This is a genomic window from Agromyces sp. NPDC004153 (assembly GCF_053603635.1).
Map to the genome: position 1 here is coordinate 679,107 of NZ_JBSGFY010000002.1, position 26,087 is coordinate 705,193.

At 73.2% G+C, this 26,087-nt stretch carries 21 protein-coding genes; 6 read left to right on the top strand and 15 right to left on the bottom strand.

Annotated features, from left to right (window positions below; translation table 11 throughout):
- Positions 1-60: 60 nt before the first annotated feature.
- Positions 61-1,089: a lipid II:glycine glycyltransferase FemX gene (locus ACWEOH_RS17140; RefSeq protein WP_452032995.1), complete on the bottom strand. Its 1,029-nt coding sequence runs from the start codon at positions 1,087-1,089 to the stop codon at positions 61-63.
- Positions 1,090-1,259: 170 nt separating this feature from the next.
- On the opposite strand from ACWEOH_RS17140, the gene ACWEOH_RS17145 reads away from it, so the two are divergent.
- Genes ACWEOH_RS17145 through ACWEOH_RS17155 form a run of 3 tightly spaced genes read left to right on the top strand, consistent with a single transcriptional unit; the run spans position 1,260 to position 4,674 of the window.
- A complete protein-coding gene (locus ACWEOH_RS17145) occupies positions 1,260-2,072 on the top strand; it encodes a spermidine synthase (protein ID WP_452032996.1) in 813 nt (270 codons plus the stop codon).
- Between the two features lie 2 nt (positions 2,073-2,074).
- Positions 2,075-3,994 carry an LVIVD repeat-containing protein gene (locus ACWEOH_RS17150; protein WP_452032997.1) on the top strand — a complete coding sequence of 640 codons (1,920 nt, stop codon included), beginning with the start codon at positions 2,075-2,077 and terminating at the stop codon, positions 3,992-3,994.
- Positions 3,991-4,674, top strand: coding sequence for a DUF305 domain-containing protein (locus ACWEOH_RS17155; RefSeq protein ID WP_452032999.1), 684 nt, complete (start codon positions 3,991-3,993; stop codon positions 4,672-4,674). The genes ACWEOH_RS17150 and ACWEOH_RS17155 overlap by 4 nt, the downstream gene beginning before the upstream one ends.
- A gap of 108 nt (positions 4,675-4,782) precedes the next feature.
- Here the strand turns inward: ACWEOH_RS17155 and ffh are convergent, their stop codons facing one another.
- The 3 genes from ffh to ftsY are packed head-to-tail and all read right to left on the bottom strand — an operon-like array spanning position 4,783 to position 7,807.
- On the bottom strand, positions 4,783-6,375 hold the full coding sequence (gene ffh, locus ACWEOH_RS17160) for a signal recognition particle protein (protein WP_452033001.1): 1,593 nt from the start codon (positions 6,373-6,375) through the stop codon (positions 4,783-4,785).
- Between the two features lie 53 nt (positions 6,376-6,428).
- Positions 6,429-6,917, bottom strand: coding sequence for a hypothetical protein (locus ACWEOH_RS17165; RefSeq protein WP_452033003.1), 489 nt, complete (start codon positions 6,915-6,917; stop codon positions 6,429-6,431).
- 14 nt (positions 6,918-6,931) lie between these two features.
- The gene (gene ftsY, locus ACWEOH_RS17170) at positions 6,932-7,807 is read right to left on the bottom strand and encodes a signal recognition particle-docking protein FtsY (RefSeq protein WP_452033005.1); all 876 of its coding nucleotides are present in this window, start codon (positions 7,805-7,807) and stop codon (positions 6,932-6,934) included.
- A gap of 76 nt (positions 7,808-7,883) precedes the next feature.
- Here ftsY and ACWEOH_RS17175 point away from each other — a divergent pair, with 76 nt between their 5' ends.
- A complete protein-coding gene (locus ACWEOH_RS17175) occupies positions 7,884-8,852 on the top strand; it encodes a TIGR03885 family FMN-dependent LLM class oxidoreductase (protein ID WP_452033007.1) in 969 nt (322 codons plus the stop codon).
- Positions 8,849-10,513, top strand: a complete 1,665-nt coding sequence (locus ACWEOH_RS17180) for an alpha-amylase family protein (protein WP_452033009.1) — start codon at positions 8,849-8,851, stop codon at positions 10,511-10,513. The genes ACWEOH_RS17175 and ACWEOH_RS17180 overlap by 4 nt, the downstream gene beginning before the upstream one ends.
- A 30-nt stretch (positions 10,514-10,543) precedes the next feature.
- Here ACWEOH_RS17180 and smc read toward each other — a convergent pair whose 3' ends face one another.
- Positions 10,544-14,062: a chromosome segregation protein SMC gene (gene smc / locus ACWEOH_RS17185; RefSeq protein ID WP_452033011.1), complete on the bottom strand. Its 3,519-nt coding sequence runs from the start codon at positions 14,060-14,062 to the stop codon at positions 10,544-10,546.
- 164 nt (positions 14,063-14,226) lie between these two features.
- On the opposite strand from smc, the gene ACWEOH_RS17190 reads away from it, so the two are divergent.
- Complete coding sequence (locus ACWEOH_RS17190; protein ID WP_452033013.1) at positions 14,227-15,315, top strand: GNAT family N-acetyltransferase; 1,089 nt, start codon at positions 14,227-14,229, stop codon at positions 15,313-15,315.
- On the opposite strand, the gene mutM is transcribed toward ACWEOH_RS17190, so the two are convergent.
- From mutM to ACWEOH_RS17240, 10 genes are all read right to left on the bottom strand, one after another.
- Entirely contained in the window at positions 15,305-16,237 is a 933-nt protein-coding gene (gene mutM, locus ACWEOH_RS17195; protein WP_452033015.1) for a bifunctional DNA-formamidopyrimidine glycosylase/DNA-(apurinic or apyrimidinic site) lyase, read from the bottom strand. The two genes, ACWEOH_RS17190 and mutM, sit on opposite strands and share 11 nt — an antisense overlap.
- Before the next feature lies 1 nt (position 16,238).
- Positions 16,239-16,949, bottom strand: coding sequence for a ribonuclease III (rnc, locus tag ACWEOH_RS17200; protein WP_452033016.1), 711 nt, complete (start codon positions 16,947-16,949; stop codon positions 16,239-16,241).
- A gap of 28 nt (positions 16,950-16,977) precedes the next feature.
- Positions 16,978-17,181 carry a 50S ribosomal protein L32 gene (gene rpmF, locus ACWEOH_RS17205; protein ID WP_022887809.1) on the bottom strand — a complete coding sequence of 68 codons (204 nt, stop codon included), beginning with the start codon at positions 17,179-17,181 and terminating at the stop codon, positions 16,978-16,980.
- A 9-nt stretch (positions 17,182-17,190) separates the two neighbouring features.
- The gene (locus ACWEOH_RS17210; protein WP_148735358.1) at positions 17,191-17,691 is read right to left on the bottom strand and encodes a YceD family protein; all 501 of its coding nucleotides are present in this window, start codon (positions 17,689-17,691) and stop codon (positions 17,191-17,193) included.
- Positions 17,692-17,765: 74 nt separating this feature from the next.
- On the bottom strand, positions 17,766-20,105 hold the full coding sequence (locus ACWEOH_RS17215; protein ID WP_452033019.1) for a transglutaminase family protein: 2,340 nt from the start codon (positions 20,103-20,105) through the stop codon (positions 17,766-17,768).
- On the bottom strand, positions 20,095-21,477 hold the full coding sequence (locus ACWEOH_RS17220; RefSeq protein WP_452033021.1) for a DUF58 domain-containing protein: 1,383 nt from the start codon (positions 21,475-21,477) through the stop codon (positions 20,095-20,097). The genes ACWEOH_RS17215 and ACWEOH_RS17220 overlap by 11 nt, the downstream gene beginning before the upstream one ends.
- 3 nt (positions 21,478-21,480) lie before the next feature.
- Entirely contained in the window at positions 21,481-22,515 is a 1,035-nt protein-coding gene (locus ACWEOH_RS17225; RefSeq protein WP_452033023.1) for an AAA family ATPase, read from the bottom strand.
- Complete coding sequence (gene coaD, locus ACWEOH_RS17230; RefSeq protein ID WP_148734705.1) at positions 22,512-23,003, bottom strand: pantetheine-phosphate adenylyltransferase; 492 nt, start codon at positions 23,001-23,003, stop codon at positions 22,512-22,514. The genes ACWEOH_RS17225 and coaD overlap by 4 nt, the downstream gene beginning before the upstream one ends.
- A gap of 51 nt (positions 23,004-23,054) precedes the next feature.
- Entirely contained in the window at positions 23,055-25,247 is a 2,193-nt protein-coding gene (locus ACWEOH_RS17235; protein ID WP_452033025.1) for an ATP-dependent DNA helicase RecG, read from the bottom strand.
- Positions 25,244-26,068 carry a tetratricopeptide repeat protein gene (locus tag ACWEOH_RS17240; protein WP_452033027.1) on the bottom strand — a complete coding sequence of 275 codons (825 nt, stop codon included), beginning with the start codon at positions 26,066-26,068 and terminating at the stop codon, positions 25,244-25,246. The genes ACWEOH_RS17235 and ACWEOH_RS17240 overlap by 4 nt, the downstream gene beginning before the upstream one ends.
- Positions 26,069-26,087: the final 19 nt, after the last annotated feature.

The window sequence follows — 26,087 nt, forward strand, 5'->3', positions numbered from 1 at the left end:
GCCGACCGCGCGACTTACCGTGCTGTAAGCATTCGCAACGGACGTGGTTGCCGCCGCCGCTCAGTACCAGTAGTCGCCCGTGCGCTCGCGATGCGCGGCGAGGAACGCGCTCTCCCCCACGCGCCACGCCTCCCCGCGCTCCTCGTGCGAGAGCTGGAAGGCGGGCATGTACTCGAGCACGTCGCGCGTGAAGGCGCTCTTGAAGACGAGGATGCCCTGGCCAGGGGCATCGGGCTCTCCCGGCGGCGGGACGTGGCCGAGCTCGTATCGCGAGATGCCGTCGGACGCCAGGTCGCAGATGATGCGCCACTGCAGCAGCCGTGACGCCATGACCTGCGGGTGCTCGCGGGTCGAGCCGCCGTCCTTGTACCAGGCGTTCGGCCCGTAGCGGGCGATGAACGCGCCGGCGACGACCTCGTCGCCGTACCGGGCGAAGTACAGCTGGCCGCGATCGTCGGCGGCGAACGTCTCCCAGACCCCTTCGAGGTAGTCGTCGCCGCGGAAGAAGGCCCCCGAGCGCTCCTCGGTCTCGCGCACGAGGTCGATCATGCGGGCGCGGTTCGCGGCGTCGAGCTCGGCGCGTCGCACCTCGACCCCGTGGCGCTCGGCCACGCGGATCTCGGCGCGGGCGCGCTTCTTCATGTTCGCGAGGATCTCCTCCTCGCTCGCCGACGTGTCGACGACGACCGTGTGCCGGTACTGCGAGGCCTTGGCCGGCAGCCATCCGTTCGCCAGGAACGCCTCGACGAGGGCCTCGTCTCGGGGCTGGTGCACCTCGACCTTCGTGGCGAAGGCGGTGCCGCGCTCGGCGCGGACCCGATCGGTGAGGCCGCCGATGTCGGCGGGCTCCAGGCCGCTCACGCGCGGCAGGTGCTGGAACAGGCCGAAGCCCTCGGCCAGCCGCTCGAAGACGAGCACCGGGTAGTCGCGATCGGTGCCGAGGCCGCGGCGGTGCACGTGCCACGGACCCCGCGACCGCACGGCCTCCCACGTGCTCGACTGCATGAAGTGCGGAGTGGAGTGGGTCGCGAGGACCCGGTCGTCCCATGCGACCGCGACCTGCTGCGACTGGGTCTGCGCCGCCTGCACCGTGCCTCCATCCGGCGTGGTCCGGGGCGCCAGGGCCCGCCTTCGGGTTCCACGTCCTTTGGCGCACATCATAGGCGGCGCACAGGTCCGATTCGCGAACTCCACCCCGAAGATTCCGATGTCGTCACGGCGTCTGGCCCACCGCCTGACCCCCACCTAGTGTGGGTGGCATGGGCGATCCCCGACTGGAACTCGACGGCGAGCACGTCAGCGCGCGACTCCTCCCCGAGCGCGGCACGAACGGCGGCTTCTCGCTCGTCATCGAGGGCACGACGCAATCGCACGTGAATCCGCTCGACCCGCTCGACCTCCAGCTCGAGTACACGCGGCTCGTCGCCGGCATCATCGACGGATGCCGCGAGCCCGGCGTCCCCATCCGCGTGCTGCACCTCGGAGCGGGCGCCCTCACGATCCCCCGGTACATCGGCGCGACGCGACCCGGGTCGGTGCAGCACGTGGTCGAGCTGCACCGCGAGCTCTTCGAGTTCGTGCTCGACGTGCTGCCGCTCGACGACGACGTGGAGCTCACGGTCGAGTTCGACGACGGGCGGGTCGCCGTGGAGCGGGCCGCACGCACGGGAGGCGGCTGGGACGTCGCGGTCGTCGACGTGTTCTCGGGTGCGGTGTCCCCCCGGCACATGTCGACCGCCGAGTTCTTCGGCCAGCTCGACCAGCTCCTCGCGCCCGACGGGGTCGTCGTGGTGAACACCCTCGCGACCGCGGGGCTCGACATGAGCCGGGAGGTCGTCGCGACGCTCGCCGCGCGGTACGACGACGTGCTCGCGCTCGCCGCGCCGGCGGTCGTCGAGGGAACGAGCCTCGGCAACGTCGTCATCGCGGCGTCGTCGGAGCCCCTCGCGGGCGACGAGATGCTTCGCAACGCCGACACCGGTCCGCGACCCGTCGAGCTGCTGCGCGACACCGCCCTCACCGCCTTCGTGGGCGACGCGCCCGTGCGTCGCGACGACGATCCCGTGGACTGAGCATGGCCGCCGGTCGCGCGTGGTCGCGGGCGCGCACCCTCGCGGTCGGCCTCCTCGCGGTCATGCTCGCCGTGGGGGCCGCGGGCGCTGCGGGCTCGCCCGCGGTCGCCCAGCCCGCACCCGCCGAACCCGCGCCACCCGTCGCACCGCCGGGCCGCGAGCCCTCGATGGGCGGCGGCATCGAGTGGGTCGCCCACCGCGACAACCCGTTCCGGCAGGGCGACGACGCCGACTACATCAACTCCGACCTCGCCTTCTCGGGCGACTACCTCGTGCAGGGCAACTACGCGGGCTTCTCGATCTGGGACATCGCCGACCCGGCCTCGCCCGAGCTCGTGAGCGCCGTGTCGTGTCCGGGCGGGCAGGGCGACGTCAGCACGGTCGGCAACCTCGTGCTCATCGCGATCGACGAGACGATGTCCGACGACTCCTGCGCGGCGAGCCGGGTGCCCGAGACCGCGGAGAACTGGGAGGGGCTGCGCATCTTCGACATCAGCGACCCGGCGGCGCCCCGCTACGCCGCCGCCGTGCGCACCCGCTGCGGCGGGCACACGCACACGGTCGTGCCCGATCCGGGGAGCACCGACCGCGTGTTCGTGTACATGAACGCCTACAGCCGGGGCGCGTCGCTCAACTGCACCGGCCGCAACCCGCTGCAGGTCATCGAGGTGCCGCTCGCCGCCCCCGAGGAGGCGGCGATCGTCAGCGAGCTCGACCTGTTCGACGACGAGACCGCATTCGGGCCCGAGGACCGGGTGGCGGGCGGCGCCGAGACCCGTTCGACCACCGGATGCCACGACATCACGGCGTACCCGGCCAAGGGGCTCGCGGTGGCGGCATGCAGGGGCGACGGGCTGCTGCTCTCGATCGCCGACCCGCTGAACCCGGTCGTGCTGCAGCGCGTGCGCGACCCCGCCGTGACGTTCTGGCACTCGGGCATCTTCGACAACGACGCGACGCGCATCGTCTTCCAGGACGAGCTCGGCGACGGCTTCATCAACACGTGCTCGCCGGCCTACGGAGCCGATCGCGGCGCCGACGCGGTGTGGCTCATCCAGCCCGACGGGCTCGTCAAGGCGGGCACGTACAAGCTCCCGCGCGAGCAGTCCGACCTCGAGAAGTGCGTCGCCCACTCGGGCGGCCTGGTGCCGGTGCCCGGGCGGTTCATCATCGCGCAGGCGTGGCTCGAGGGCGGGGTCTCGGTCGTCGACCTCACCGACCCGGCCGCGCCCGTCGAGCTCGCCTGGTTCGACCGGCCCTCCTACGGCTACTCGATGGACTACACGGCCGGCATCTGGGCGGTGTACCCGTACCGCGGCCACCTCTACGCGAGCGACATGTACGAGGGCCTCGACGTGCTGCGCCTCACGGATCCGATCTTCGCCGACGCCGCGCGCTACGACGACGCGAGCCTGAACCCGCAGACGCAGCCCTCGTATGCGTGGGTGTGGCGCGAGGCGCCCGTGGTGCCGACCGCGCCCGAGGAACGCGCACCGCTCGAGACGCTCACGGTGGAGCCGGCCGAGCTCGTTCCGGCCGACACGGCGACGGTCACGGTGTCGCTGCCGGCCGGATCGCTCGCGCCCGGCGAGACGGCCGACGTGTGGTGGATGCCGACGCAGGCGGTGCTCGCCACGGTCTCCGCCGCCGAGGACGGCGCGCTCGCGCCGACCGAGGTGACCCTGCCCGGCCCGCTCGTCGCCGGCACCTACGACCTCGTCGTGCGAGGCGACGCCTCCGCGCCGAAGCTCGCGCTCGCGAGCGTCGTCGTGGCCGAGCGCACGGCGGCACCCGCAGCGGATGCCGCGACGGAGGCGCCCGGCGGCGACGCATGGTGGCTGCTCGTGCTCGCCCCGTTCGCCATCGCACTGGCCTACCACGCCGCACTCGCCGTCCGACGTCGCCGGCGGACCCTCCGATGACGGCGGCGCGCCTCCCCCGTGGCGCCGGGCCGCGACGGTCCGCGCTCGCCACGGCTCCCGCCCTCGCGCTGGCGCTCGCGCTCGTCGCCGGCGTCGCGGGCTGCACGGCCGGCACCGGCACGGTCGCGACGACCCCGTCCTTCGTCACGCCGCCGCCACCGCCGGGCTCCGAGTCGGATGGCACGGCGACGGGCGCGCCTGCCGATCAGGCGGCGACCGAGGCGGACCTCGCCTTCGTCGCCGCGATGATCGTGCACCACGAGCAGGCCGTCGAGCTCGCGGAGCTCGCGCCCGGGCGGGTCGACGATGCGGAGCTCGCGGGCCTGGCCGAGCGGATCGCCCTCGTGCAGGCCGACGAGGCCGAGCAGATGCGCACCTGGCTCGAGCGCCGGAGCACCCGCGACGATGCGGGCGGCGGGCACGGCCACGCCGACGACATGGCGGGCGCGATCAGCCGCTCGACGCTCGACCGGGCCGCGGAGCTGCAGGGCACGGCGTTCGACCGCCTGTTCATCGAGGCCATGGTGCCGCACCACCACGGCGCGATCGAGATGGCGGAGACCCGGCTCGCGGAGCCCGGCGACTCCGCGGTCACGCGTTGGGCACGCGCGATCGCGACCGCCCAGGCGCTCGAGGTCGACCGGCTCCTCGAGATCGAGGCGCGGCTGCCGGCCGGCTGACGTCGACCACGCGGCATCCGCCCGCCCGGCCGACGCCGCCCACGCGGCATCCGCCCGCTCGTCCGACCGACGTCGACGCTCAGGCGAGCCCGGGCCCGCCCCCGGCCGTCAGCGGCCGAGGAACTTCTGCAGGGCGGCGAGCTCCTCCTCGCTCGGGGCGCCCTTCGCGCCGGCACCGCCGCCACCGCCGAGGCCGAAGCCCGATCCCGTGGGAGCCGACGACGGGCCGGCCGGCCCGACCCCCGACGCGATCGCGGCGTTCTCGGCGGCGCGCTTCGCGGGGTTGCCCGAGCGCGAGCCGGACGGCTTCTTCTTGCCCTTCGCCGCCTGTCGCTTGCCGCCGCCGTAGGTGCCGACGCCCGGGATCGGGCCCATGCCGGGGACCTGCGGCACCCCGCCGCGCGCGACGGTCTTCATCATCTTCGCGGCCTGCTCGAAGCGCTGCACGAGCTGGTTCACGTCGGTCACCGTCATGCCGGAGCCCTTCGCGATGCGCAGCCGCCGCGAGCCGTTGAGGAGCTTGGGGTTGCGTCGTTCGGCGACCGTCATCGACTGGATGATCGCCTCGGTGCGCACGATCTCGCGCTCGTCGAAGTTCTCGAGCTGCTGCTTCATGCCGCCCGCGCCCGGCAGCATGCCGAGCATCTTCTTGAGCGAGCCGGCGCCGCGCAGCTGCTGCATCTGCTTCAGGAAGTCCTCGAGCGTGAACTGCTCGGTCGCGAGCTTCTCGGCGACCTTGAGCGCCTCCTCCTCGTCGAAGGCCTGCTGCGCCTGCTCGATGAGGGTGAGGATGTCGCCGAGGTCGAGGATGCGGCTCGCCATGCGATCGGGGTGGAACGGCTCGAAGTCGTCGAGGCCCTCGCCCGTGGACGCGAAGATGATGGGGCGCCCGGTGACGGATGCCACGCTGAGCGCAGCGCCGCCGCGCGCGTCGCCGTCGAGCTTCGAGAGCACGACGCCCGTGAAGTCGACGCCGTCCTGGAACGCCTTCGCCGTGGTGACGGCGTCCTGGCCGATCATCGCGTCGATGACGAACAGCACCTCGTCGGGGTTCGTCGCCGTGCGGATGTTGGCGGCCTGCTTCATCATCTCGGCGTCGACGCCGAGGCGACCGGCGGTGTCGATGATGACCACGTCGTGCTGCGTGCGCATGGCCTGCGCCACGGCGTCCTTCGCGACCTTCACCGGGTCGCCGACGCCGTTGCCGGGCTCGGGCGCGAAGACCGGCACGCCGGCCTGGCCGCCGACGACCTGGAGCTGGTTCACGGCGTTCGGACGCTGGAGGTCGGCCGCGACGAGCATCGGGGTGTGGCCGTCCTTCACGAGCCACTTCGCGAGCTTGCCCGCGAGCGTGGTCTTTCCGGCGCCCTGGAGGCCCGCGAGCATGATGACCGTCGGCGGGTTCTTCGCGAACTGCAGGCGGCGCTGCTCGCCGCCGAGGATCGCGATGAGCTCGTCGTTGACGATCTGCACGACCTGCTGCGCGGGGTTCAGCGCCTTGTTGACCTCGTCGCCGAGCGCGCGCTCGCGCACGTGCGCCGTGAACTGCTTGACCACGTCGAGCGAGACGTCGGCGTCGAGCAGGGCGCGACGGATCTCGCGCACCGTGCCGTCGACGTCGGCCGCCGACAGCTTGCCCTTGGTGCGGAGGTTCTTGAAGGTCTCGGCGAGGCGGTCAGACAGGTTTCCGAAGGTAGCCATGGTGCCTTCGATTGTAGGCGAGAGCGGATGCCTCCCCGCTGCGCGGGCGGGAACTACCCCTCGAAGCGGACGTCGACGATCTCGCGGCCCGTGTCGATCACCGCGACGAGGCGCTCGTCGGTCTCCTCGGGTGCGAGGGCGTACTCGAACTCGGCGAACGGCTCGCCCTCGCCGTCGGCCTCGGGGCGGAGGTCGACGCGCACGAGGCTCATCGAGCGCAGCGCGTCGAGCTGGCGGTCGCCGGAGTCCCGGCCGATCGCGTCCTCGATCTCCTCGGCCTGCTCGAGGTCGGGGTCGAGCAGCACGTCGAGGAACCGCACGACGGGCGTGCTGCCCGAGTCGAGCTGGCTGACGAACGCCGACCGCAGCTCGTCGTCGACGAGCTCGAGCTCGCCGACGAGGGCGGCCGCGGCATCCAGCGCGGTCGTGGCGACGGACTCGTCCTCGGCGTCGAGCACGACCTCGACGCGCTGGTCGGCGTACTCGATCATCTCCGACCAGTAGTCGCCGACGATGCCGAAGTAGTCGTGCTCGGTCGCCATGATGCCTCCCCTGCCTAGCCGACGAGCTTCTGCGCGAACACGTGCGGTGTGAAGCCCGTGAGGTCGCCGATGCCCTCGCCCTGGCCGATGAGCTTGATCGGCAGGCCCGTCTTCTCCTGCACGGCCAGCACGAACCCGCCCTTCGCGCTGCCGTCGAGCTTCGTGAGCACGAGGCCGGTCACGCCGCCGTGCTCGATGAACGCGTCGGCCTGCGCGAGGCCGTTCTGCCCGGTCGTGGCGTCGAGCACGAGCAGCACCTCGCTGATCGGCGCCTGCTTCTCGACGACGCGCCGGATCTTCGACAGCTCGTCCATGAGCCCGCCCTTGGTGTGCAGGCGGCCGGCGGTGTCGATGATGACGATCTCGATGCCGTCCTGCTTGGCCTTCTCGACGGTCTGGAACGCGACGGATGCCGGGTCCTGGCCCTCGCGCTCGGGGCGCACGACGTCGACGCCCGCGCGGGCCGCCCAGGTCGCGAGCTGGTCGACCGCGGCCGCGCGGAACGTGTCGGCCGCGCCCACGACCACGCTGCGGTCGTAGCTGCGCAGGAACCGGGCGAACTTGCCGATCGTCGTGGTCTTGCCCACGCCGTTCACGCCGACGACGAGCACCACGGCGGGCCGCTCGGTGAGCTTCAGCGTCGGGTCGTACTTCGAGAGCCGCTCCTCGATGAGCTCCCGCAGCATCCGCTGCACGTCGCGGGGGTCGGTCGTGCGGTACCGCTCGACCTGCGCCTTGATCGCGTCGACGATCTCCTCGGTGACGGCCGGACCGAAGTCGGCCCGGATCAGGGCCGACTCGAGGTCGTCCCACGTGTCCTCGTCGATGGTCTTCGCACCGAAGACCCCCCGGAGAGCCGCCCCGAGCGACCACGATGCGCGTTCTGCCATGTAGGCGAGTCTATTTGCAAGGCCTTGCCGCCTCGGCACGGGCGCGGAAGCGTCGAGGGTGTCGGAAGGAGTGCGGATGACGATCGTGGGATTCCACGCCTCGCACGAGCAGATCGCCCCGGCGCACCTGCTGCACGCCGTGCAGCGCGCCGAGGAGGCCGGCTTCGACGCCGCGATGTGCTCCGATCACCTCGAACCCTGGAGCGTCCGGCAGGGCGAGTCCGGCTACGCCTGGAGCTGGCTCGGCTCGGTGCTGCAGGCGACGCTGATCCCCCTCGGCGTCGTCACGGCCCCTGGCCAGCGCTACCACCCGGCGATCACGGCGCAGGCGATCGCGACACTCGAGTCGATGTACCCCGGCCGGTTCTGGACCGCGCTGGGCAGCGGGGAGGCGCTCAACGAGCACGTCACGGGCGACCCGTTCCCGCCGAAGGCGGAGCGCGACGAGCGCCTGCGCGAATCCGTCGACGCGATCCGGCGGCTGCTCCGCGGCGAGGAGGTCTCCACCGACGGCCACGTGCGGATGGATCGAGGGCGGGTCTGGAGCCTGCCGCCGGTGCCGCCGCCGCTGCACGTCGCCGCCGTGAGCTCGGAGACGGCCCGTGCGGGTGCTGCGTGGGCCGACGGCCTCATCACGGTCGACCAGCCCCGCGACGCACTGCGCGAGGTCATCGGCGCCTACCGCGACGCCGGTGGCCACGGCCCCGTCGCCGTGCAGGTGCACCTCAGCTGGGCTCGCACCGACGAGGAGGCCCTCGCGATCGCGCACGACCAGTGGCGGACGGGCGTGCTGCCCGGTCCCGTGATCTGGGAGATCGATCGCCCCGAGGCGTTCGATGCGGCGACGGCGGATGCCACGCCCGACGACGTCGCGAGCACGGTGCAGGTCTCGAGCGACCCCGCCCGCCACCTGGCGAAGCTCGCCGAGCTCGTCGACGTCGGCGCCGACCGCGTCTTCCTGCACCACGTCGGGACGACGCAGGACGAGTTCATCGACGTCTTCGGCGAGCAGGTCGTGCCCGAACTGAAGGTGGTGGGTCGATGAAGATCACCGACCGGAGCGACCTCTGGTGGAAGACCGCGGTGGTCTACTGCCTCGACGTCGAGAAGTACATGGACTGGAACGACGACGGCATCGGCGATTTCGAGGGTCTCTCGCACCGGCTCGATCACCTCGCCGACCTCGGCGTCAGCTGCCTCTGGCTCATGCCGTTCCAGCCGTCGCCGCGCCGCGACGACGGCTACGACATCAGCGACTTCCAGGCCGTCGACCCGCGCGTCGGCTCGCTCGGCGACTTCGTCGAGTTCATGCGCACCGCGAAGGACCGGGGCATGCGGGTCATCATCGACTTCGTCATGAACCACACCTCCGACCGGCATCCGTGGTTCCTCGACGCGCGTCGCAGTCGCGACTCGCGGTTCCGCGACTTCTACGTGTGGCGCGACGAGCCGCCGAAGCAGCAGCCCGAGGTGGTGTTCCCCGGCGAGGAGACGAGCGTCTGGGAGTACGACGAGCGCACCGACCAGTACTACCTGCACAGCTTCTACCGGCACCAGCCCGATCTGAACATCGCGAACCCGGCCGTGCGCGACGAGATCGCGAAGACCATGGGCTTCTGGCTCGAGCTCGGCGTCTCGGGGTTCCGCGTCGACGCCGTGCCGTTCCTCATCGAGCCGCCCGCCGGCATCGACGTCGGCGACCCGCACGAGTTCCTCCGCGACATCCGCCGATTCCTGCAGCGTCGCTCGAGCGACGCCATCCTGCTCGGCGAGGTGAACCTGGACTACGCGGGGCAGCTCGACTTCTTCGGCCACGTCGATGCGCCCGCCGAGCTCACGCTGCAGTTCGACTTCCCCGCGATGCAGCGCATGTACCTGTCGTTCGCGCGCGAGGACGCGACCCCGCTCGCGGAGATGCTGGCCGCGCGCCCCGAACTGCGCATCGAGGCGCAGTGGGCGAACTTCGTGCGGAACCACGACGAGCTGACCCTCGACAAGCTGAACGACGACGAGCGCGAGGAGGTGTTCGACGCCTTCGCTCCCGAGGAGTCACAGCGGATCTACGGGCGGGGCATCGCGCGGCGGCTCCCGCCCATGCTCGGCGGCGATCCGCGACGCATCGAGCTCGCCTACAGTCTCCTGTTCTCGCTCCCGGGCACGCCCGTGCTGTTCTACGGCGAGGAGATCGGCATGGGCGAGAACCCCGACCTCGGGGGTCGCATGCCCGTGCGCTCGCCCATGCAGTGGTCGACCGAGGCGAACGGCGGGTTCTCGCGCGCGCCCGCGCGCAAGCTCGTGGCGAAGCCGCCTACCGACGGCTACGCGCCCGAGCACGTGAACGTCGAGTCGCAGATGCACGACCCCGAGTCGCTGCTCGCGAAGATCGGCCGCTTCGCGCACCGGTACCGCAGCTCTCCCGAGATCGGGTGGGGCCGCCTGGAGCTGCTCGACACGGGCGAGCCCTCGGTCCTCGCGCACCGCATCGTCGCCGACGTCGGCAGCTTCATCGCCGTGCACAACTTCGCGTCGGTTCCTGCGACCATCCGCCTCCGGCTCGGGGAGGTCGCCGACGACGCCCGGCTGTCCGACCTGCTCAGCGACGCCGTCGTGCCGATCGACGAGAAGGGCCGCGCAGAGGTCGAGGTTGGCGCCTACGGCTACCGCTGGTTCCGTACGGTCGACTCCCGCGACCGCCGGCTGACCTGATCGCCGGCGAGCGGATGTCGCGCGCCGGCGTCAGCTCGCCTTCGCCTCGCGCTCCTCGCGCACGCGCTGGCCCACGACCGCCGACACGCCGTCCTGGCGCATCGAGACGCCGTAGAGCGCGTCGGCGATCTCCATCGTGCGCTTCTGGTGCGTGATGACGATGAGCTGGCTCGACTCGCGCAGGTCCTCGAGCGTCGTGAGCAGGCGCCCGAGGTTGGCGTCGTCGAGCGCCGCCTCGACCTCGTCCATGATGTAGAACGGGCTCGGGCGGGCCTTGAAGATCGCGATGAGCAGCGCGACCGCGGCCAGGGAGCGCTCGCCGCCCGAGAGGAGCGAGAGGCGCTCGATCTTCTTGCCGGCGGGCTTCACCGACACCTCGATGCCGGTGGTGAGCAGGTCGTCGGGGTCGGTCAGCGCGATGCGCCCCTCGCCGCCGGGGAACAGCACGGGGAACACCTCGGCGAACGCCGCGCGGGTGTCCTCGAACGCGCCGCGGAAGATCGACTCCATCTTGCCGTCGATCTCCTCGATGATCGTGAGGAGGTCCTTGCGGGTGTTCGCGAGGTCGGTGAGCTGCTCGGTGAGGAACTGGTGCCGCTGCTCGAGCGCGGCGAACTCCTCGAGCGCGAGCGGGTTCACGCGCCCGAGCTGGGCGAGCTTGCGCTCGGCGGCGGCGAGGCGGCGCTGCTGCTCCTCGCGCACGAACGGGCGCGGCTCGGCGTCCTCGTGCTCGGGCGGCACTTCCGCCTCGGGACCGTACTCCGCCACGAGCACGTCCTCGGTGAGCCCGAGCTCCGACTCGGCGCGCTCGACCAACCCGGCCGCGTGCAGCTTCTTCTCGTAGATGCGCAGCTCGAGGCCGTGCACGTCCTCGGTCACGGCGTGCAGCCGCTCGCGCACGGCGGCCTCCTGCCGGCGCACGCGCTGCAGCTCCTCGTTGCGGCTGGCGCGCTGCGCCTCCGCTCGTCCCAGTGCGACGCGCGCTGATGCGACCGAGGCGTCGACCGACGCGAGCACCGCGGGCAGCGACTCGGCGACCCGCGACGCCGCCGCGAGCTGGGCTCGGCGCAGCACGGCCCGCCGTGCGGCATCCGCTGCGGCCTGCTGCTCGGCCTCGAACTGGCGCTCCATGGCGCGCACGCGCGCATCCTCGGCGCGCACGCGCTCCTTGGCCGTCTCGACCCGAAGCCTCGCCTCGACCTCGAGCTCCCGCGCGCGATCGAGCGCCGCCACGGCGCCGTCGCGGGCGGTCCCGTCGAGCACGGGACGGGGCACGGCGCGGGCGGCCTCGAGCTCGGCCTTCGCGGCATCCGCGGCGCGCTCGGCCTCGGCGACCCGCTCCTGCGCGTTCGCGGCGGCCTGCTCGAGGCGCGCGGCCTCGGCGTGGGCGGCCTCGACCTGCACGCGGGCGCGGTTGAGCAGCTCGGTGCGCCGAGCGAGCTGCGCGTCGTACTCGCGCAGCGCGGCGAGTGCTGCCTTCGCCTGCTCCTTCGACCGCTCGACGAGCTCGCGCTGCTCGGCGAGCTCGAAGCGGCTGCGCTCGAGCTCCGAGCGCACCTCCTCGAGCCGGGCGCCGGCGCGATCGCGCTCGGCGATGAGCTCGATGCGGCTCTGCTCGCGTCCGGTGCCCCCGCGCACGACGTAGCGGCCGACGACCGTGCCGTCCTTCGTGATCACGGTGGCGGGTCCGTCGAGTCGCGCGAGCGCGGGCTCTGCGGCGCGCGCGGCCGCGAGATCGTCGGCGATCAGCACCTCGGCGAGCAGCGCGGTCACGCCGGCGGGGGCTCTGACGACGTCGGATGCCGCGGTGAGCCCGTCGACCGCGATCCCCCCACGCGGGGCGACGCCGGGGTCCGCGAGCGCGAGCGCGACCCGGCCGAGCTCGCCGCGCTCGGCGTGGTCGAGGGCGCGCCAGGCGGCGGCGCGGTCGTCCACGAGCACGGCGTCGGTCAGCGATCCGAGCGCGGCGGCGATCGCCGCCTCGAACCCGGGCTCGACGTGCAGCGACTCGGCGAGCAGGCCCCGCACGCCGTCGACGTTCGCGGCGACGAGTGCGGCCGAGCCGTCCTTCTGGTCGAGCGCCAGCGAGAGGGCTGACGTGCGCGCGGCGAGCGCGCCCTGCTCGCGTTCGCGGGCGTGCAGCTCCTCGCGGATCCGCTCGATCTCGGCCTCGGCCTCGAACACCGCGGCCTGGGCGAGCTCGTACGCCTCGTCGAGGTCGGTCTCGGCGTCGCCGCCGGCCTCGGCCTCGGCCTCGACGCGGGCGAGCTCGGCGCCGGCGGCCTCGCGTCGGGCGGCGGCGGCCTCGAGGGCGTTCGCGTGCCGGAGCACCTCGCCGCGCACGGCGGCGAGCTTCGATGCGGCGGTGTCGGCCTTGCCGGTGAGCTTCGACGACTCCAGGTCGTAGGCCGCGACCTGCGCACTCTGGCGCGCGATGCCCTGGTCGACGACGTCGAGCTCGTCGCGCGCGGTGCGGGTCGCGACGACGGCCGACTCGAGCGCGGAGGCCGCGTCGCCGACTGCGGCGGTGAAGCCGCCGAGGCCGTCGGTCGCCTCGTCGATCATCGCGCGGGTGACGCTCGGCGCGGCATCCGCCGGCTCGACCTGGGCGCTCAGCAGGGCGATGCGCTGCCGGGCGAGGGCGTCGAGCGCGCGCAGGCGCTCCTGCGCCGACTCGAGCGCGTGCGTCGTCGAGCGCGCCGCATCGACGTCGTCGCCGAGGTAGGTCGCCTCGAGCCGCTCGACCCTGGCCTGGTGCTGCTCGAGCTCCTCCTGCAGTACGAGGCGCTCGCTGTGGCGCTCGTGCTCGCTGCGCCCGTGCTCCTCGAGCGCCCGGCGCAGGCCGACGACCTCGTCGGCGAGCAGGCGGGCGCGTGCGTCGCGCACGACCGCGGCGATCGTGGCCGCCTCCCGGGCGACCTCCGCCTGGCGCCCGAGCGGCTTCAGCTGGCGGCGGATCTCGCCGGCGAGGTCGGACAGGCGCGTGAGGTTCGCCTGCATGGCGTCGAGCTTGCGGAGCGTCTTCTCCTTGCGCCGGCGGTGCTTCAGGATGCCCGCGGCCTCCTCGATGAAGCCTCGGCGGTCCTCGGCGCTCGCGTGCAGCACGGCGTCGAGCTGGCCCTGACCCACGATGACGTGCATCTCGCGGCCGAGGCCCGAGTCGCTGAGCAGCTCCTGCACGTCGAGGAGCCGGCACGTCTCGCCGTTGATGGCGTACTCGCTCTGCCCGCTGCGGAAGAGCGTGCGCGAGATCGTCACCTCGGTGTACTCGATGGGCAGCGCGCCGTCGGCGTTGTCGATGGTGAGGCTGACCTCGGCGCGGCCCAGCGGACCGCGCGTGGCCGTGCCCGCGAAGATGACGTCCTCCATCTTGCCGCCGCGCAGGGTCTTCGCGCCCTGCTCGCCCATCACCCAGGCGAGCGCGTCGACGACGTTGGACTTGCCCGAGCCGTTGGGGCCGACGATGCACGTGACGCCCGGTTCGAACGCGAACGTCGTCGGCTGCGCGAAGGACTTGAAGCCCTTCAGCGTCAGGCTCTTGAGGTACATGCTCCCCCGGGTTCGGCTCGATGGTGCGGATGCCTCGGAGAAGCGTACCCGAGTCGGGCCCTCGCGCCCCGCCTCGCGCGCCGTCCCGGCCGGATCGGCCCTTGCCGCCGACCTCGCCCCCGCGCTAGTCTGGGCGGCTGCCTGCGCCGAGGTGAGGAGCGACGATGACCGTCGAGGTTCGACCGGTGGAGGTCCCGCGTGCTCTGGGCACGCCGGAGGCCGCCGACTTCGAGGCCTACGCGGCACTCGGCTTCGAGCTCGAGCGGGCGAACTGGGGGCACGACCACTTCGCCGAGACACCCGCCGAGCTGCTCGCGCTCCACCGGAACGACGTGCGCCGCGGCCGGCGGTTCTTCGGCGCGTGGGACGGCGGGACGCTCGTGGGTCGCAGTCGCATCGGCTGGGAGCGCGGCGACGACGCGGCCACGATCGAGGTCACGCTCGGCGTCGCCCCCGCGCACCGGCGGCGCGGCGTCGGCTCGCAGCTCCTCGCCGCCGCCGAGGAGACGGCACGCGGGCTCGGACGCTCGATCGTCGTCGCCTACTCCGATCACCCCGACACCGGCGAGGCGCCCGACGGGCCGGTGCTGCGCGCACCCGACGGCGACGCGGAGCTCGCGGCATCCGCACCGGCCGCGGCGTTCGCGGCCGCGCACGGCTACGCGCTCGAGCAGCTCGAGCGCGTGAGCAGCCTCGCGGTCGAGGGCCGCGTCGACGGATACCGAGAGGAGCTCGCTCGGCGCGTCACCCGCGCTGCCGAGCTCGGCTACCGGCTCGAGCTCTGGACCGACCGCGCGCCCGAGCGCCTCGTCGACGCCTACGCGGCGGCGCGCGCCCGCATGGCGCTCGACGTGCCGGCGGGCGGCGTCACGATCGACGAGGAGCGGTGGGATGCCGCGCGCGTGCGCGAGCACGAGTCGGAGCAGCTCGACGGCGGCATGGGCGTGCTCGTCGCCGCCGCGGTGACCGGCGACGGCGCGATCGCCGGCTACACCGAGCTCCTGCTTCCGCTCGACAGGCCCCTCGCCTACCAGTACGACACGCTCGTGGTCGGCGCGCACCGCGGCCACGGCCTCGGCATGCTCGTCAAGCTCGCGAACCTCGTCCGGCTCGGCGAGGCGGCGCCCGAGCGCGGCGTCGTCTACACCTGGAACGCCGACGAGAACGAGCACATGCTCGCGATCAACATCGCGCTCGGATTCCGGCGGTGCGGCCTCGAGGCGGCCTGGCAGCGCGAGGGGCTCAGCCGGTGACGGCCGGACGCGGCATCCGGAGCCGCTGGCAGCGCGGGCACCGGTGCGACGACCGGTTCATGAACGCCTCGCGCACCATGGGCGTGCCGCAGCGCGGGCAGGGCAGGCCGGCCCGCCCGTAGGCGTTGAGCGAGTGGGCGAAGTAGCCGGATGCCCCGTTGACGTTGACGTACTGCTCGTCGAAGCTCGTGCCGCCCTCGGCGAGCGCCTTGCCGAGCACCTCGCGCACCGTCGCGAGGAGCTCGCGGGCCCGACGGCGCGGGATGGACGACGCGGGCTGCTCGCCGTGCAGGCGAACGGCCCAGAGCGACTCGTCGGCGTAGATGTTGCCGATGCCGCTCACGAGGTTCTGGTCGAGCAGCACGCGCTTCACGCCCGACGAGCGCCGGCCGAACGCGTCGAGGAAGGCGCGGTCGTCGAACGCGGGGTCGAGCGGGTCGCGGGCGATGTGCGCGACCTGGGCCGGGATGCTGCGCGTCCACGGTCCCGTCACGCCGGCGGAGAACCCGGCGACCTCGCCGTCGGCCGTGGGCACAAGCCGGTCGACGGCGAGCGAACCGAACGTGCGCTGGTCGACGAAGTCGACGCGGAGCTCGCCGTGCTCGGGATGCTCGAGGTGCAGACGGATGCGCGCGTGCCGGTCGTCGCCCGGGTGGTCGGGCGTGCGCAGCAGCAGCTGCCCGCTCATGCCGAGGTGCCCGACGATCGCGCGGTCGGGCGAGATCGGCAGCCAGAGGAACTTGCCGCGGCGCACCGCGGCCTCGATGCGGGCGCCCGTGAGGGTCGCCTCGAAGTCGCCGGATGCCGCGTCGTGCCGGGTCAGCGAGCGCGTGTCGAGCACGTCGACGGCGGCGATGCGCGCGCCGGTGACCGCGGGCGCGAGCCCCGCGCGAACGACCTCGACCTCGGGAAGCTCGGGCACGTCAGCGGCTGCTCAGGTCGGTCCAGGCCTCGAGCGCGGCGGCCATCTCGGCCTGCTTCTTGCTGGAGCCCTCGCCGGTCGCCTGCACGAGCTCGCCGACCGACACGGTGGCGACGAAGTGCTTGTTATGGTCGGGACCCGACTCGGTGACCGTGTAGACGGGCGGCGGCGCGCTGCGTCGCGCGGCGATCTCCTGCAGGCTCGTCTTCGGGTCCATGGCCGCGCCGAACCGGTCGGGGTCGGCGAGGAGCGGGGTGACGAGGCGCAGCACGAGTGCCGTGGCCGCGTCGCCGCCCGCGTCGAGGTACACCGCGCCGATGATCGCCTCGACGGTGTCGGCGAGGATCGACGGCTTGTCGGCGCCGCCGGTCATGGTCTCGCCGCGACCGAGGCGGATGTACGGACCGACGCCGATCGACCGGCCGACCTCGGCGAGCGCGGCACTCGAGACGAGGCTCGCACGCCGCTTGGCCAGCTCGCCCTCGTCGAGCTCGGGGTGGTCGCGGAACAGCTTGACCGTGACCGCCTGGCCCAGGATCGAGTCGCCGAGGAACTCGAGGCGCTCGTTGGTCGGGATGCCGCCGTTCTCGTACGCGAACGACCGGTGCGTGAGCGCGAGCTGGAGGAGGGCCGGATCGACCTCGACCTGCAGCGTGCGCTGCAGCTCGTCGAGCGTGCGATCTCCGTGCCCTGCCTGCTCCGTTCGCGTCACGACCGGTCGGTGGCGTGCCTGCGGCCGACTAGACGTCGGCGACCTTGCGGCCCTTGTACTCGAGGAAGAGCGGGGTGCCTGCCGAGTCCTCGACGACCTTCGCGCGGTGCGGGAGGCTGTAGGTGACCTTGCCGTTCTCGACGGTCTTGACGAGCGTGGGGACCTCGGCCTTCCACTGCGAACGGCGCGCGTGGGTGTTGGCGCGTGACTTCTTCCGCTTGGGAACAGCCATGACTCTCTCTCAATCTCTCTGCTGGTCGGCCTCGGATGCGACATCCGTGCCTTGGTCTTCGGAAGCCTTGAACCCCGCGAGCGCGTCCCACCGCGGGTCGCGCTGCTCAGGGGTGACGAGTTCCGGATGATCGGCCAGTCGGAGCCCGGTCACGGGGTCGAGACCCGGGCAGTCCGGCCGGCACACCGGCTGGAACGGCAGTGCCAGCACCACCGCATCTCGGATGAGCGATTCAAGATCCACGTGGTCGTCTTGAACCTCATACTCGAAAGCTTCCCCAGAATGATACGCGAAAAGCTCCTGGAACTCGACTTCGACGGGCAGGGCGATGTCGATGAGGCAGCGCCCGCACTCCCCTTCGGCGACCGCGTCGACCTCGGCGGTCACGAGGATCCCCTCGTGCACGGACTCGAGCCGGACGTCGAGGTCGAGCTCCGAACCCTCGCGCACGGAGACGAGGCCCTCGCCCATCTGCTGGGCGACGGGGATCGCGAGGCGCTGCTCGCGCATCTCGCCGGGACGGTTCACGAGGTCGCGCACGTTCACGCTGAACGGCGAATGCTGTGTGGCCACGATCGACGATTCTACGCCCCGGGCGCGAGCCGATCGCCGAGCATCCGCCGGGCCCGCTCGAAGAGCGATCGCGGCACGAACACGGCCCGCGCGCGCTCCCCCGCGGTCGCGTCGGCGAGGAGCGCGGTCCTCGCCGTGACCAGGTCCTCGGCGATCCCGGGAGCCGCCTGACGGCCGACCGGGCCGTACCGCTCGCGCTCCACGCCGTCGCGGAGGCGCATCAGGGCTCCGCGGGTGACCGCGTCCTCGGCGAACGCCGGTCGTTCGGCCATGCGCAACGCGAAGGCGCGCGCGGTCTCGACGTCGCCGAGCCCGGTGCCGAGGTCGCGCGCCGTGGCGACGAGCTCGTCCCACGCGGCATCCGCCGGTCGCTCGCCGCGCCGGATGCGGCCCATGCGACTGAGCCGCTGGCTCGCGCGGAACGCCGCGGGGGTCACGAGCAGCACGAGGGCGACGAGCAGCAGCGCGCCGACGCGCAGCCAGAGGTCGCCGGCCGCGCCGAGCGGCCCGCCACCGGGGCCGGCGAGCCCGCGGTCGGGGTCGAGGTCGGGTCGTCCGCTCGCGCCCGGCGTCGAGGTCGCGGCGTTCGGGATGTTCGGGCCCTGCTCCTCGCCCGCGTTGGGACGCGAGTAGTCGGGCACGAGGCCCCGGCCCGGGGTCGGCTCGAACGGCACCCAGCCGACGCCCTCGAAGTACAGCTCGGGCCAGGAGTGCAGGTCGTGCGAGTCGACCTCGACGCGCTGCACGCCGTCCACGCGCTCCTCGGTGGGCGAGCCCTGCGTGTAGCCGATCGAGATACGGGCCGGGATCCCGATCTGCCGGGCGAGCACGGCCATGGTCGAGGCGAAGTGCACGCAGTAGCCGGCCTTCGTCTCGAGGAACCGGGCGATCACGTCGAAGCCGCCGCCGTCGTAGCCCTCCTCGACGGGCGCCTCGGTCGAGTAGTCGAAGTCGGGGCCGCGCAGGTACGCCTGGATGGCGACGGCCGCGTCGTACTTCGAGGCCGCGCCGGCGGTCACGGATGCCGCGGTGTCGCTGATGAGCTGCGGCAGCTCGTCGGGCAGCTCGAGGAACGGGGCGAGCTGGGCCGGCACGCTGTCGGCCGCGCGCAGCTGCGCGGGCGTCGGCTCGACCTCGAGGCGCGTCACCCGGTAGCGCTGCCCGTCGGTGTTCGAGTCGACGCTGCGCACCGTGAGCGAGCCGTCGTCCCAGAACCACGAGCCGTCGAGGCCCTCGATGGCCGCGGTCGGGTACGGCACCGGCAGCCAGGTCGTGCTCACGTCGTCGATCACGACGTCGATCGGATGCTCCGACGCCGCCACGCGGCGCGAGAGGCCGTCGGGCCGCGGCATGGCGTCGACGGTGTTGTCGCCGTCGACGGCGCGCTCGGTCGCGCTCCACACCTCGCCCTCGAACCGGTCGAGCGTGAGGAGGGTGAAGTACGGCCGGTCGCCGTCTCGTGCGAGGTAGTGGAAGGCGCCCCTGGCCTCGGGCCGGCGCAGGTCGCGTCCGAGGTCGATGAACGGGCTCACGCCGCGCGCGAAGAGGGTGCCCTGCGACGGCGAGCCGAGGAGGAGGCTCGTCGAGATGCTCGGCGTCGATGCCGCCAGCACGGATGCCGCGAGCAGGCCCACGGCCGCGAGCCCGAGCGACGCGCCGAGCGTCGACACGATGGGCACGCGCTTCGGCGCGATCACCGTCGCGGCCTGCCCCGTGCTCTGGCCCGCCGGGTCCTCGCCCGCCGCGAGCCGGGCGCGACGGCGCACGCGCACGTCGACCCGCAGGAGCAGCAGGTACGCCGCGGCGGTGAGCACGAGCGTCGGCAGTTCGGCGCCCGCCTCGATGATGAAGCCCGGGATGAGGATCGGCACGAGCGCGGGCGCGGCGGCGAGCGCCGGCATGCGCACGGTCTGCACGAGGATGTCGGTGACGACGGCGAGCAGGCCGATCCCGAGGGCCAGCGCGAACGACAGCGGCGGCACGGTGAGGGCCGGCACCGACTGCTGCTCGATGGTGCGCTGCGCGCCCACGAAGAGCTCGCCGAACGTCTCGAAGGTCCCCTGCGTCGGGATGATCAGCGCGATGCTCGTGCCCCCGCCGAACAGCAGGGTGAGCAGGAGCAGGAGCACGCCGAGTTCGAGCACGGGCACGAGCGAGGGCGGCGTGCGCACCGCACGGAGCCCGAAGCCCGAGAAGAGCGTGCCCCCCGCGATGAAGGCGCAGAGCCACCACCAGCCGCTGCCCGACAGCAGCGGCCCGAGCGCCATCGTGGCCACCGCGAGCAGCAGGAACGACGCGGTCGTGAGCGCGAGGCGCTGGGCACGGGTGAGGGGTGCCGAGTCAGCGTCCATCGCCCACCTCCCCGCCGGGCTCGTCGTCGCTGCTCGCGTCGAGCGTGCCGCTGCGGCGCGCGGCCGCCGTGATGCCGGCCCACGCCTCGGCGATGTCGGCGGGGCGCCGCAGCCGGATGATGCGCCAGTCGGCCTCCTCGAGCTCGTCGAGCACGCGACGCGAGACGCCCTCGACGGCGAAGGCGATCGCGGGCTCGAGCGACGAGCGCAGGGCCACCAGGTTGCGCGCCTCCTGCTCGTCGGGGTCGACGAGCACGGCGAAGCCGGGCGCTCGCGCCTCGCGGGCACGCGGCCGGCCCTCGGATCCCCCGGACTCCGTGCCGGCGTGCGCGATCGTGCGGGCGGGCTCCTCGAGCCTCGCGAGGTCCTCGAGCAGCGTGCGGTCGCCGCCGGGCATGCGGTAGCCGCCGTCGTAGGCGGACCCCGTCGTGACGCCGCGCTCGGGATCGGCGACCTGCGTGAGCCGCACCCGGAAGCCGCGCTCGAGCAGGTGCACGCCGACGGACGCGGCGAGCTCGATGCCGAGCTCGTACCCGAAGTGCGGGGTGTCGTCGTGCTCGCGGCGGAGCGACGCCACGCGCGGTCGGCCCGAGAGCGTGGTGTCGAGCAGCAGGCGCGCCTCGGGGTCGCCGCGCTGCTCCTCCTCGCGCACCATGAGCTCGCCGCGCCGGGCGGTCGCGGCCCAGTGCACGCGGCGGAGCGGGTCGCCGTAGCGGTACTCGCGGGCGATGAGCTCGTCGGAGTTCGGGTGCGTGCGCCGCTGCAGCCCGTGCACCACGCCGTCGATCGACGCGGCGCTGCCCAGCGCGGCGTCGAGCACCGTGACCCGCGGCGTCACGACGAGCTCGTGGCCGGTGCCCACGTCGCGGTCGATGCGCGCGAGGCCGAACGGGTCGAAGACGGCCACGCGCAGCGGGCCGATGCTCGGGACGCCGCGTCGCGGCATCCGCACCCGGTACTCGAGGCGCACGGTGTCGTCGCCCGACGGGAGCACGCTCTCGTAGGGTCCGATGCCCGGGAGGATCGCCTCGGGCGGCGCCTGGATGCCGTCGGGCGTGGTGTCGCGCCAGTGCGCGCCGTCGAACGTGCGGCGCCCGCGGTTCTTCACGACGAGCGAGACCCTGGTCCAGCCGCCGGCCGGCACGACCGGCGGGGCGAACGTGCGCGTCACGGCCAGGCGCGGGGTGCGCACGAGCACGAACACGGCCGCCGCGAGCGGCATCGCGATGCCGACGAAGGCGAGCAGCATGACGTCGCGCAGGTCGAACCAGAGCGACACCGCGAGCAGCAGCACGCCCACCGCCACGAGCGCTCCACCCCGCCTCGTCAGTCGCGGCCAGGCGGAGACGCGGACGGGGCGGGGGCGGGACACGGTTCAGCTCCTTCGAGCACTGCCGACCGGAACCGGCGTCTCCCCCACGATTCGGCGCACGATGGCGTCGATGAGCGGCCCGCTGTCGCGGTCGTGCGCGCCGATGGCGCGGCTCGTCGGCACGAGGCGATGCACGAGCACCGGCACCGCGAGCGCGTCGACGTCGTCGGGCAGCACGAAGTCGCGGCCGTGCATGGCGGCGTGCGCCTTGGCCGCGCGGATGAGCTGCAGCGTGGCCCGGGGGCTCGCGCCGAGGCGGAGCTGGCGGTCTTCGCGGGTCGCTCGGGCGAGCTGCACCGCGTACTCCTTGACCGGCTGCGACGTGAACACGTGCTGCACGGCCTGGATCATGTCGCGGAGCTCGGCGAGCGACACCACCGGCTCGAGCCGGTCGAGCGGGCTCGAGGTCTCGCGCGTGGACAGCATCGCGATCTCGTCGGCGGGCGACGGGTACCCCATCGAGACCCGGGCCATGAACCGGTCGCGCTGCGCTTCGGGGAGCGGGTAGGTGCCCTCCATCTCGACCGGGTTCTGCGTCGCGACGACGGTGAACGGCTGCGCGAGCACGTAGGTCGTGCCGTCGGCCGTGACCTGCCCCTCCTCCATACACTCGAGCAGCGCCGACTGGGTCTTCGGGCTGGCGCGGTTGATCTCGTCGCCGATGACGAGGTTCGCGAAGACGGGGCCGCGCTTGAACTCGAAGTGCCGGGTCGACTGGTCGAAGACGCTGACGCCCGTCACGTCGCTCGGGAGGAGGTCGGGCGTGAACTGGATGCGGCTCACGCTCGCGTCGACCGACCGGGCCAGCGCCTTCGCGAGCATGGTCTTGCCGACGCCCGGCACGTCCTCGATGAGGAGGTGCCCCTCGGCGAGCAGCACCGTGAGCGCGGCCGTGATGGCCTCGCGCTTGCCGGCGATGACGGTCTCGACGTTCTGCACGATGCTCGCCGCGAGCGAGCCGACCTCGTCGATGCCCAGCGCGAGTCCGGCGCGACCGGCGTCGCCCGGACCGCCCATGGTGACCGCCGCCTCGCTCATGCCGTCACCGCCCCCTGCAGGTAGTCGGCCACGACGAGCGGCACGTACGGCGAGACGTCGCCGCCGAGCGCCGCGACCTGCCGCACGAGCGAGCTCGAGACGTGGGCGTTGGCCGGGTCGGGCAGGAGGAACACGGTCTCGACGCCCGCGAGGTGCCGGTTCACGATCGCCATGGGCGTCTCGTACGCGACGTCGACCTGCGAGCGGATGCCCTTCACGAGCACCGTGGCGCCCACATCGGTGCAGTAGTCGACGAGGAGCCCCATGCTCCACGAGGCCACGACGATGCGGCCCTCGATGCCCGCGTCGGCGATCGACTTCTCGATGAGCGCGACCCGCTGCGCGATCGGCAGCAGCGCCGTCTTGTCGGGGTTGTGCACCACGACGACGTGCAGCTCGTCGTAGAGCCCCGCGGCCCTTCCGATGACGTCGAGGTGGCCGAGCGTGACGGGGTCGAACGAGCCTGGGACGACGGCGATCCGCTGCATACGCACCAGCGTAGTGCCCGCTCGCGGCGCTGGAAGCGCTGTCGGAGAGTCTCAGCCCTTGCTCAGGAATCCGCTGGTCTCGGCGTCGAGCCGGCGGCGCACCTCGGCTGCGAGCGCGGCGTGCCGGGGCAGGCCCGGGTCGTCTGCGAGCACCTCGGCCGCGAGGTCGCGGGCATCCGAGATGACGTCGCCGTCGCGCACCACCCGCAGGAGCTTCAGCGACGAGCGACCGCCCGACTGGCTCGCCCCGAGCACATCGCCCTCCTGGCGCAGCTCGAGGTCGACGCGCGCCAGCTCGAACCCGTCGAGCGTCGCCGCGACGGCCTCGACGCGCTGGCGCGCCAGCGACCCGGCCTCCGAGTTCGTGACGAGCAGGCACAGGCCGGGCACGCTCCCCCGGCCGACGCGGCCGCGGAGCTGGTGCAGCTGGGAGACGCCGAACCGGTCGGCGTCGACGACGACCATGGCGCTCGCGTTCGGCACGTCGACGCCGACCTCGATGACGGTCGTGGCGACGAGCACGTCGATCTCGCCGGCCGCGAACGCCCGCATCGCGGCATCCTTCTCGTCGGCGCTCATGCGACCGTGCAGGGGCGCGACGCGCTTGTCGGCGAAGCGCGGGTGCGCCGCGAGCTCGGCGAGCACCGAGGTGACGGATGCCGCGGGCGGCCCGCCCTCGACCTCGCCCTCGAGCGGCTCGCCGTCGTCCTCTGCGACCTTCGCCTCGATCGCCGGGCAGACGACGAAGCCCTGCCGGCCCAGTTCGACCTCCTCGGCGAGGCGCTCCCAGACCCGGGGCCGCCACCCCGGACGGTCGGCGAGCGGCACGACGAACGACTCGATGCCCGCGCGGCCCGCAGGGAGCTCGCGGATCGTGGACACGTCGAGGTCGCCGAAGACCGTCATGGCGACCGTGCGCGGGATCGGCGTCGCCGTGAGCACGAGCACGTGCGGCGGGTGCTGGCCCTTGAGGCGCAGCGCCTCGCGCTGGTCGACGCCGAACCGGTGCTGCTCGTCGACCACGACGAGCCCGAGGTCGGCGAACGACACGGCGTCGCCGATGAGCGCGTGCGTGCCGACGACGATTCGGGACTGGCCCGCGGCCGCCCGCAGCAGCGCCTTCTTGCGCTCGGCCGTGGGCAGCTGGCCCGTGAGCAGCGTGGGCATCAGCGACGCCGACAGCTCGGGGCCGAGCATGCGCGCGATCGACCGCACGTGCTGCGCCGCGAGCACCTCGGTCGGCGCGAGGAGCGCCGACTGCCCGCCCGAGTCGGCGACGGCGAGCATGGCGCGCAGCGCGACGAGGGTCTTGCCCGAGCCCACCTCGCCCTGCACGAGCCGGTTCATCGGCACCGGCTGGCCGAGGTCGTCGGCGATCTCGCCGCCCACCTCCTGCTGGTCGTCGGTGAGGGTGAACGGCAGCGACGCGTCGAAGCGCGCGAGCAGGCCCTCGGGCGACGGCGGCCGCGCGGTCGTGGAGTGCTCGCGCAGCTCGGCCCGGCGCAGCAGCAGCGCGGTCTGCAGCACGAACGCCTCGGTGAACCGCAGCGTGCGGCGCGCGGCCTTCCACTCGGCCTCGGTCTCGGGCCGGTGCACCTGCTCGAGCGCGCGCCGGTGGTCGAGCAGCGAGCGGGCGCCGCGGACCTGCTCCGGCAGCGGGTCGTCGACGGGACCGAGCCCGTCGAGCAGCAGCGCGATCGACTTCGCGAGCTGCCAGCTCGCGAGCGTGCCGGTGGCCGGGTAGATCGGGATGGGCGCCTCGACCCAGCGCTTCGCGGCATCCGTGGCGACGACCTCGGCGTCGTCGAACAGCTCGTAGTCGGGATGCGCCAGCTGCCGGTTGCCCTTGTAGTCGCCCACCTTGCCCGCGAAGATGCCCCGACGGCCCGGGCGCAGGTCGTTCTCGCGCCACTTCTGGTTGAAGAAGGTGAGCGTCAGGATGCCGGTGCCGTCGGAGATCTTCGCCTCGAGGATCGACCCGCGTCGCTGGCGCATCTCGCGCACGCGCACCTCGAGCACCTCGGCCACGATCGTGACGTTCTCGTCGAGCGGGAGGCTCGCGAGGGCGGTGAGCTCGCCGCGGAGCGCGTAGCGGCGCGGGTAGTGCGCGAGCAGCTCGCCCACCGTGCGGTAGCCGAACGCCCGCTCGACGGCCTGCGCGGTGCGGCCGCCGAGCGCGCCCGAGAGCCGGGTGTCGAGGGTGAACCGACCGGCGCCCGCGGCATCCGCTCCTTCGGCCGTCATGCCTCGATCGTAGGCTCCCCCGCCGACTCGTCCTTCGTGAGCTCCGCGAGCTCGGACTGCACGTACGGGTCGTCGGGGCGCGCCCGGGCAAGCTCGCGCTGGAGCTCGAGCGCCTCGTCGGTGCGGCCGAGCGTGCGCAGGCAGCGGGCGACCGACCAGCGGGCGACGTGCTGCTGCTCGGTGGTGCCGTAGCGGTCGGCCGCGTCGACGGCCTGCCGGAACTCGGCGAGCGCCGCCTCGGCGCGACCGGAGTCGTGCATCGTCCAGCCCAGGTTGTTGTGCAGGGCGACACCCCATCGCAGCACGCGCGGGTCGCGCGAGCCGGCGAGCACGTCGAGGCCCTCGGCGGCCCACTCCTCCTCATGGCCCGCGTCGTTGAGCGCGAGCATGTGCAGCGCGTCGAGCACCAGGAAGTTCGAGCCGGCGAGCGCCGCCTCGCGTACGCCGCGCGTGAGCTCGGGCACGGCCTCGGCGCGGCGGTCGGCGGCGGCGGCGAGGATGCGCCCGCGCTCGATCGAGACCCGGGCGCGCACCTCGGCGGCGTCGCGCTGCGGCTCGTCGGGGGCGGTGCCCGCGGCGGCCACCTCGTCGAGCACCGCCAGCGCCTCGTCGCCACGGCCCTGGATGCCGATGGCCCGCGCGAGCTGCGTCGACAACACGGCGCGCACGTGCGCCGGATGCGAGTCGTCGTCGGCCGCCTCGCGGAACCGCTCCTCGCTCGCGGCGGGGTCGCCGAAGTCCCAGAGTCGGTCGATCAACTGCTGTTCGTCTCCCCGGTGGCTGGACGGTTCGGCCGGCACCTGGTCTGTCGAGTCATCCACCCCTCCATCATGGCAGCGC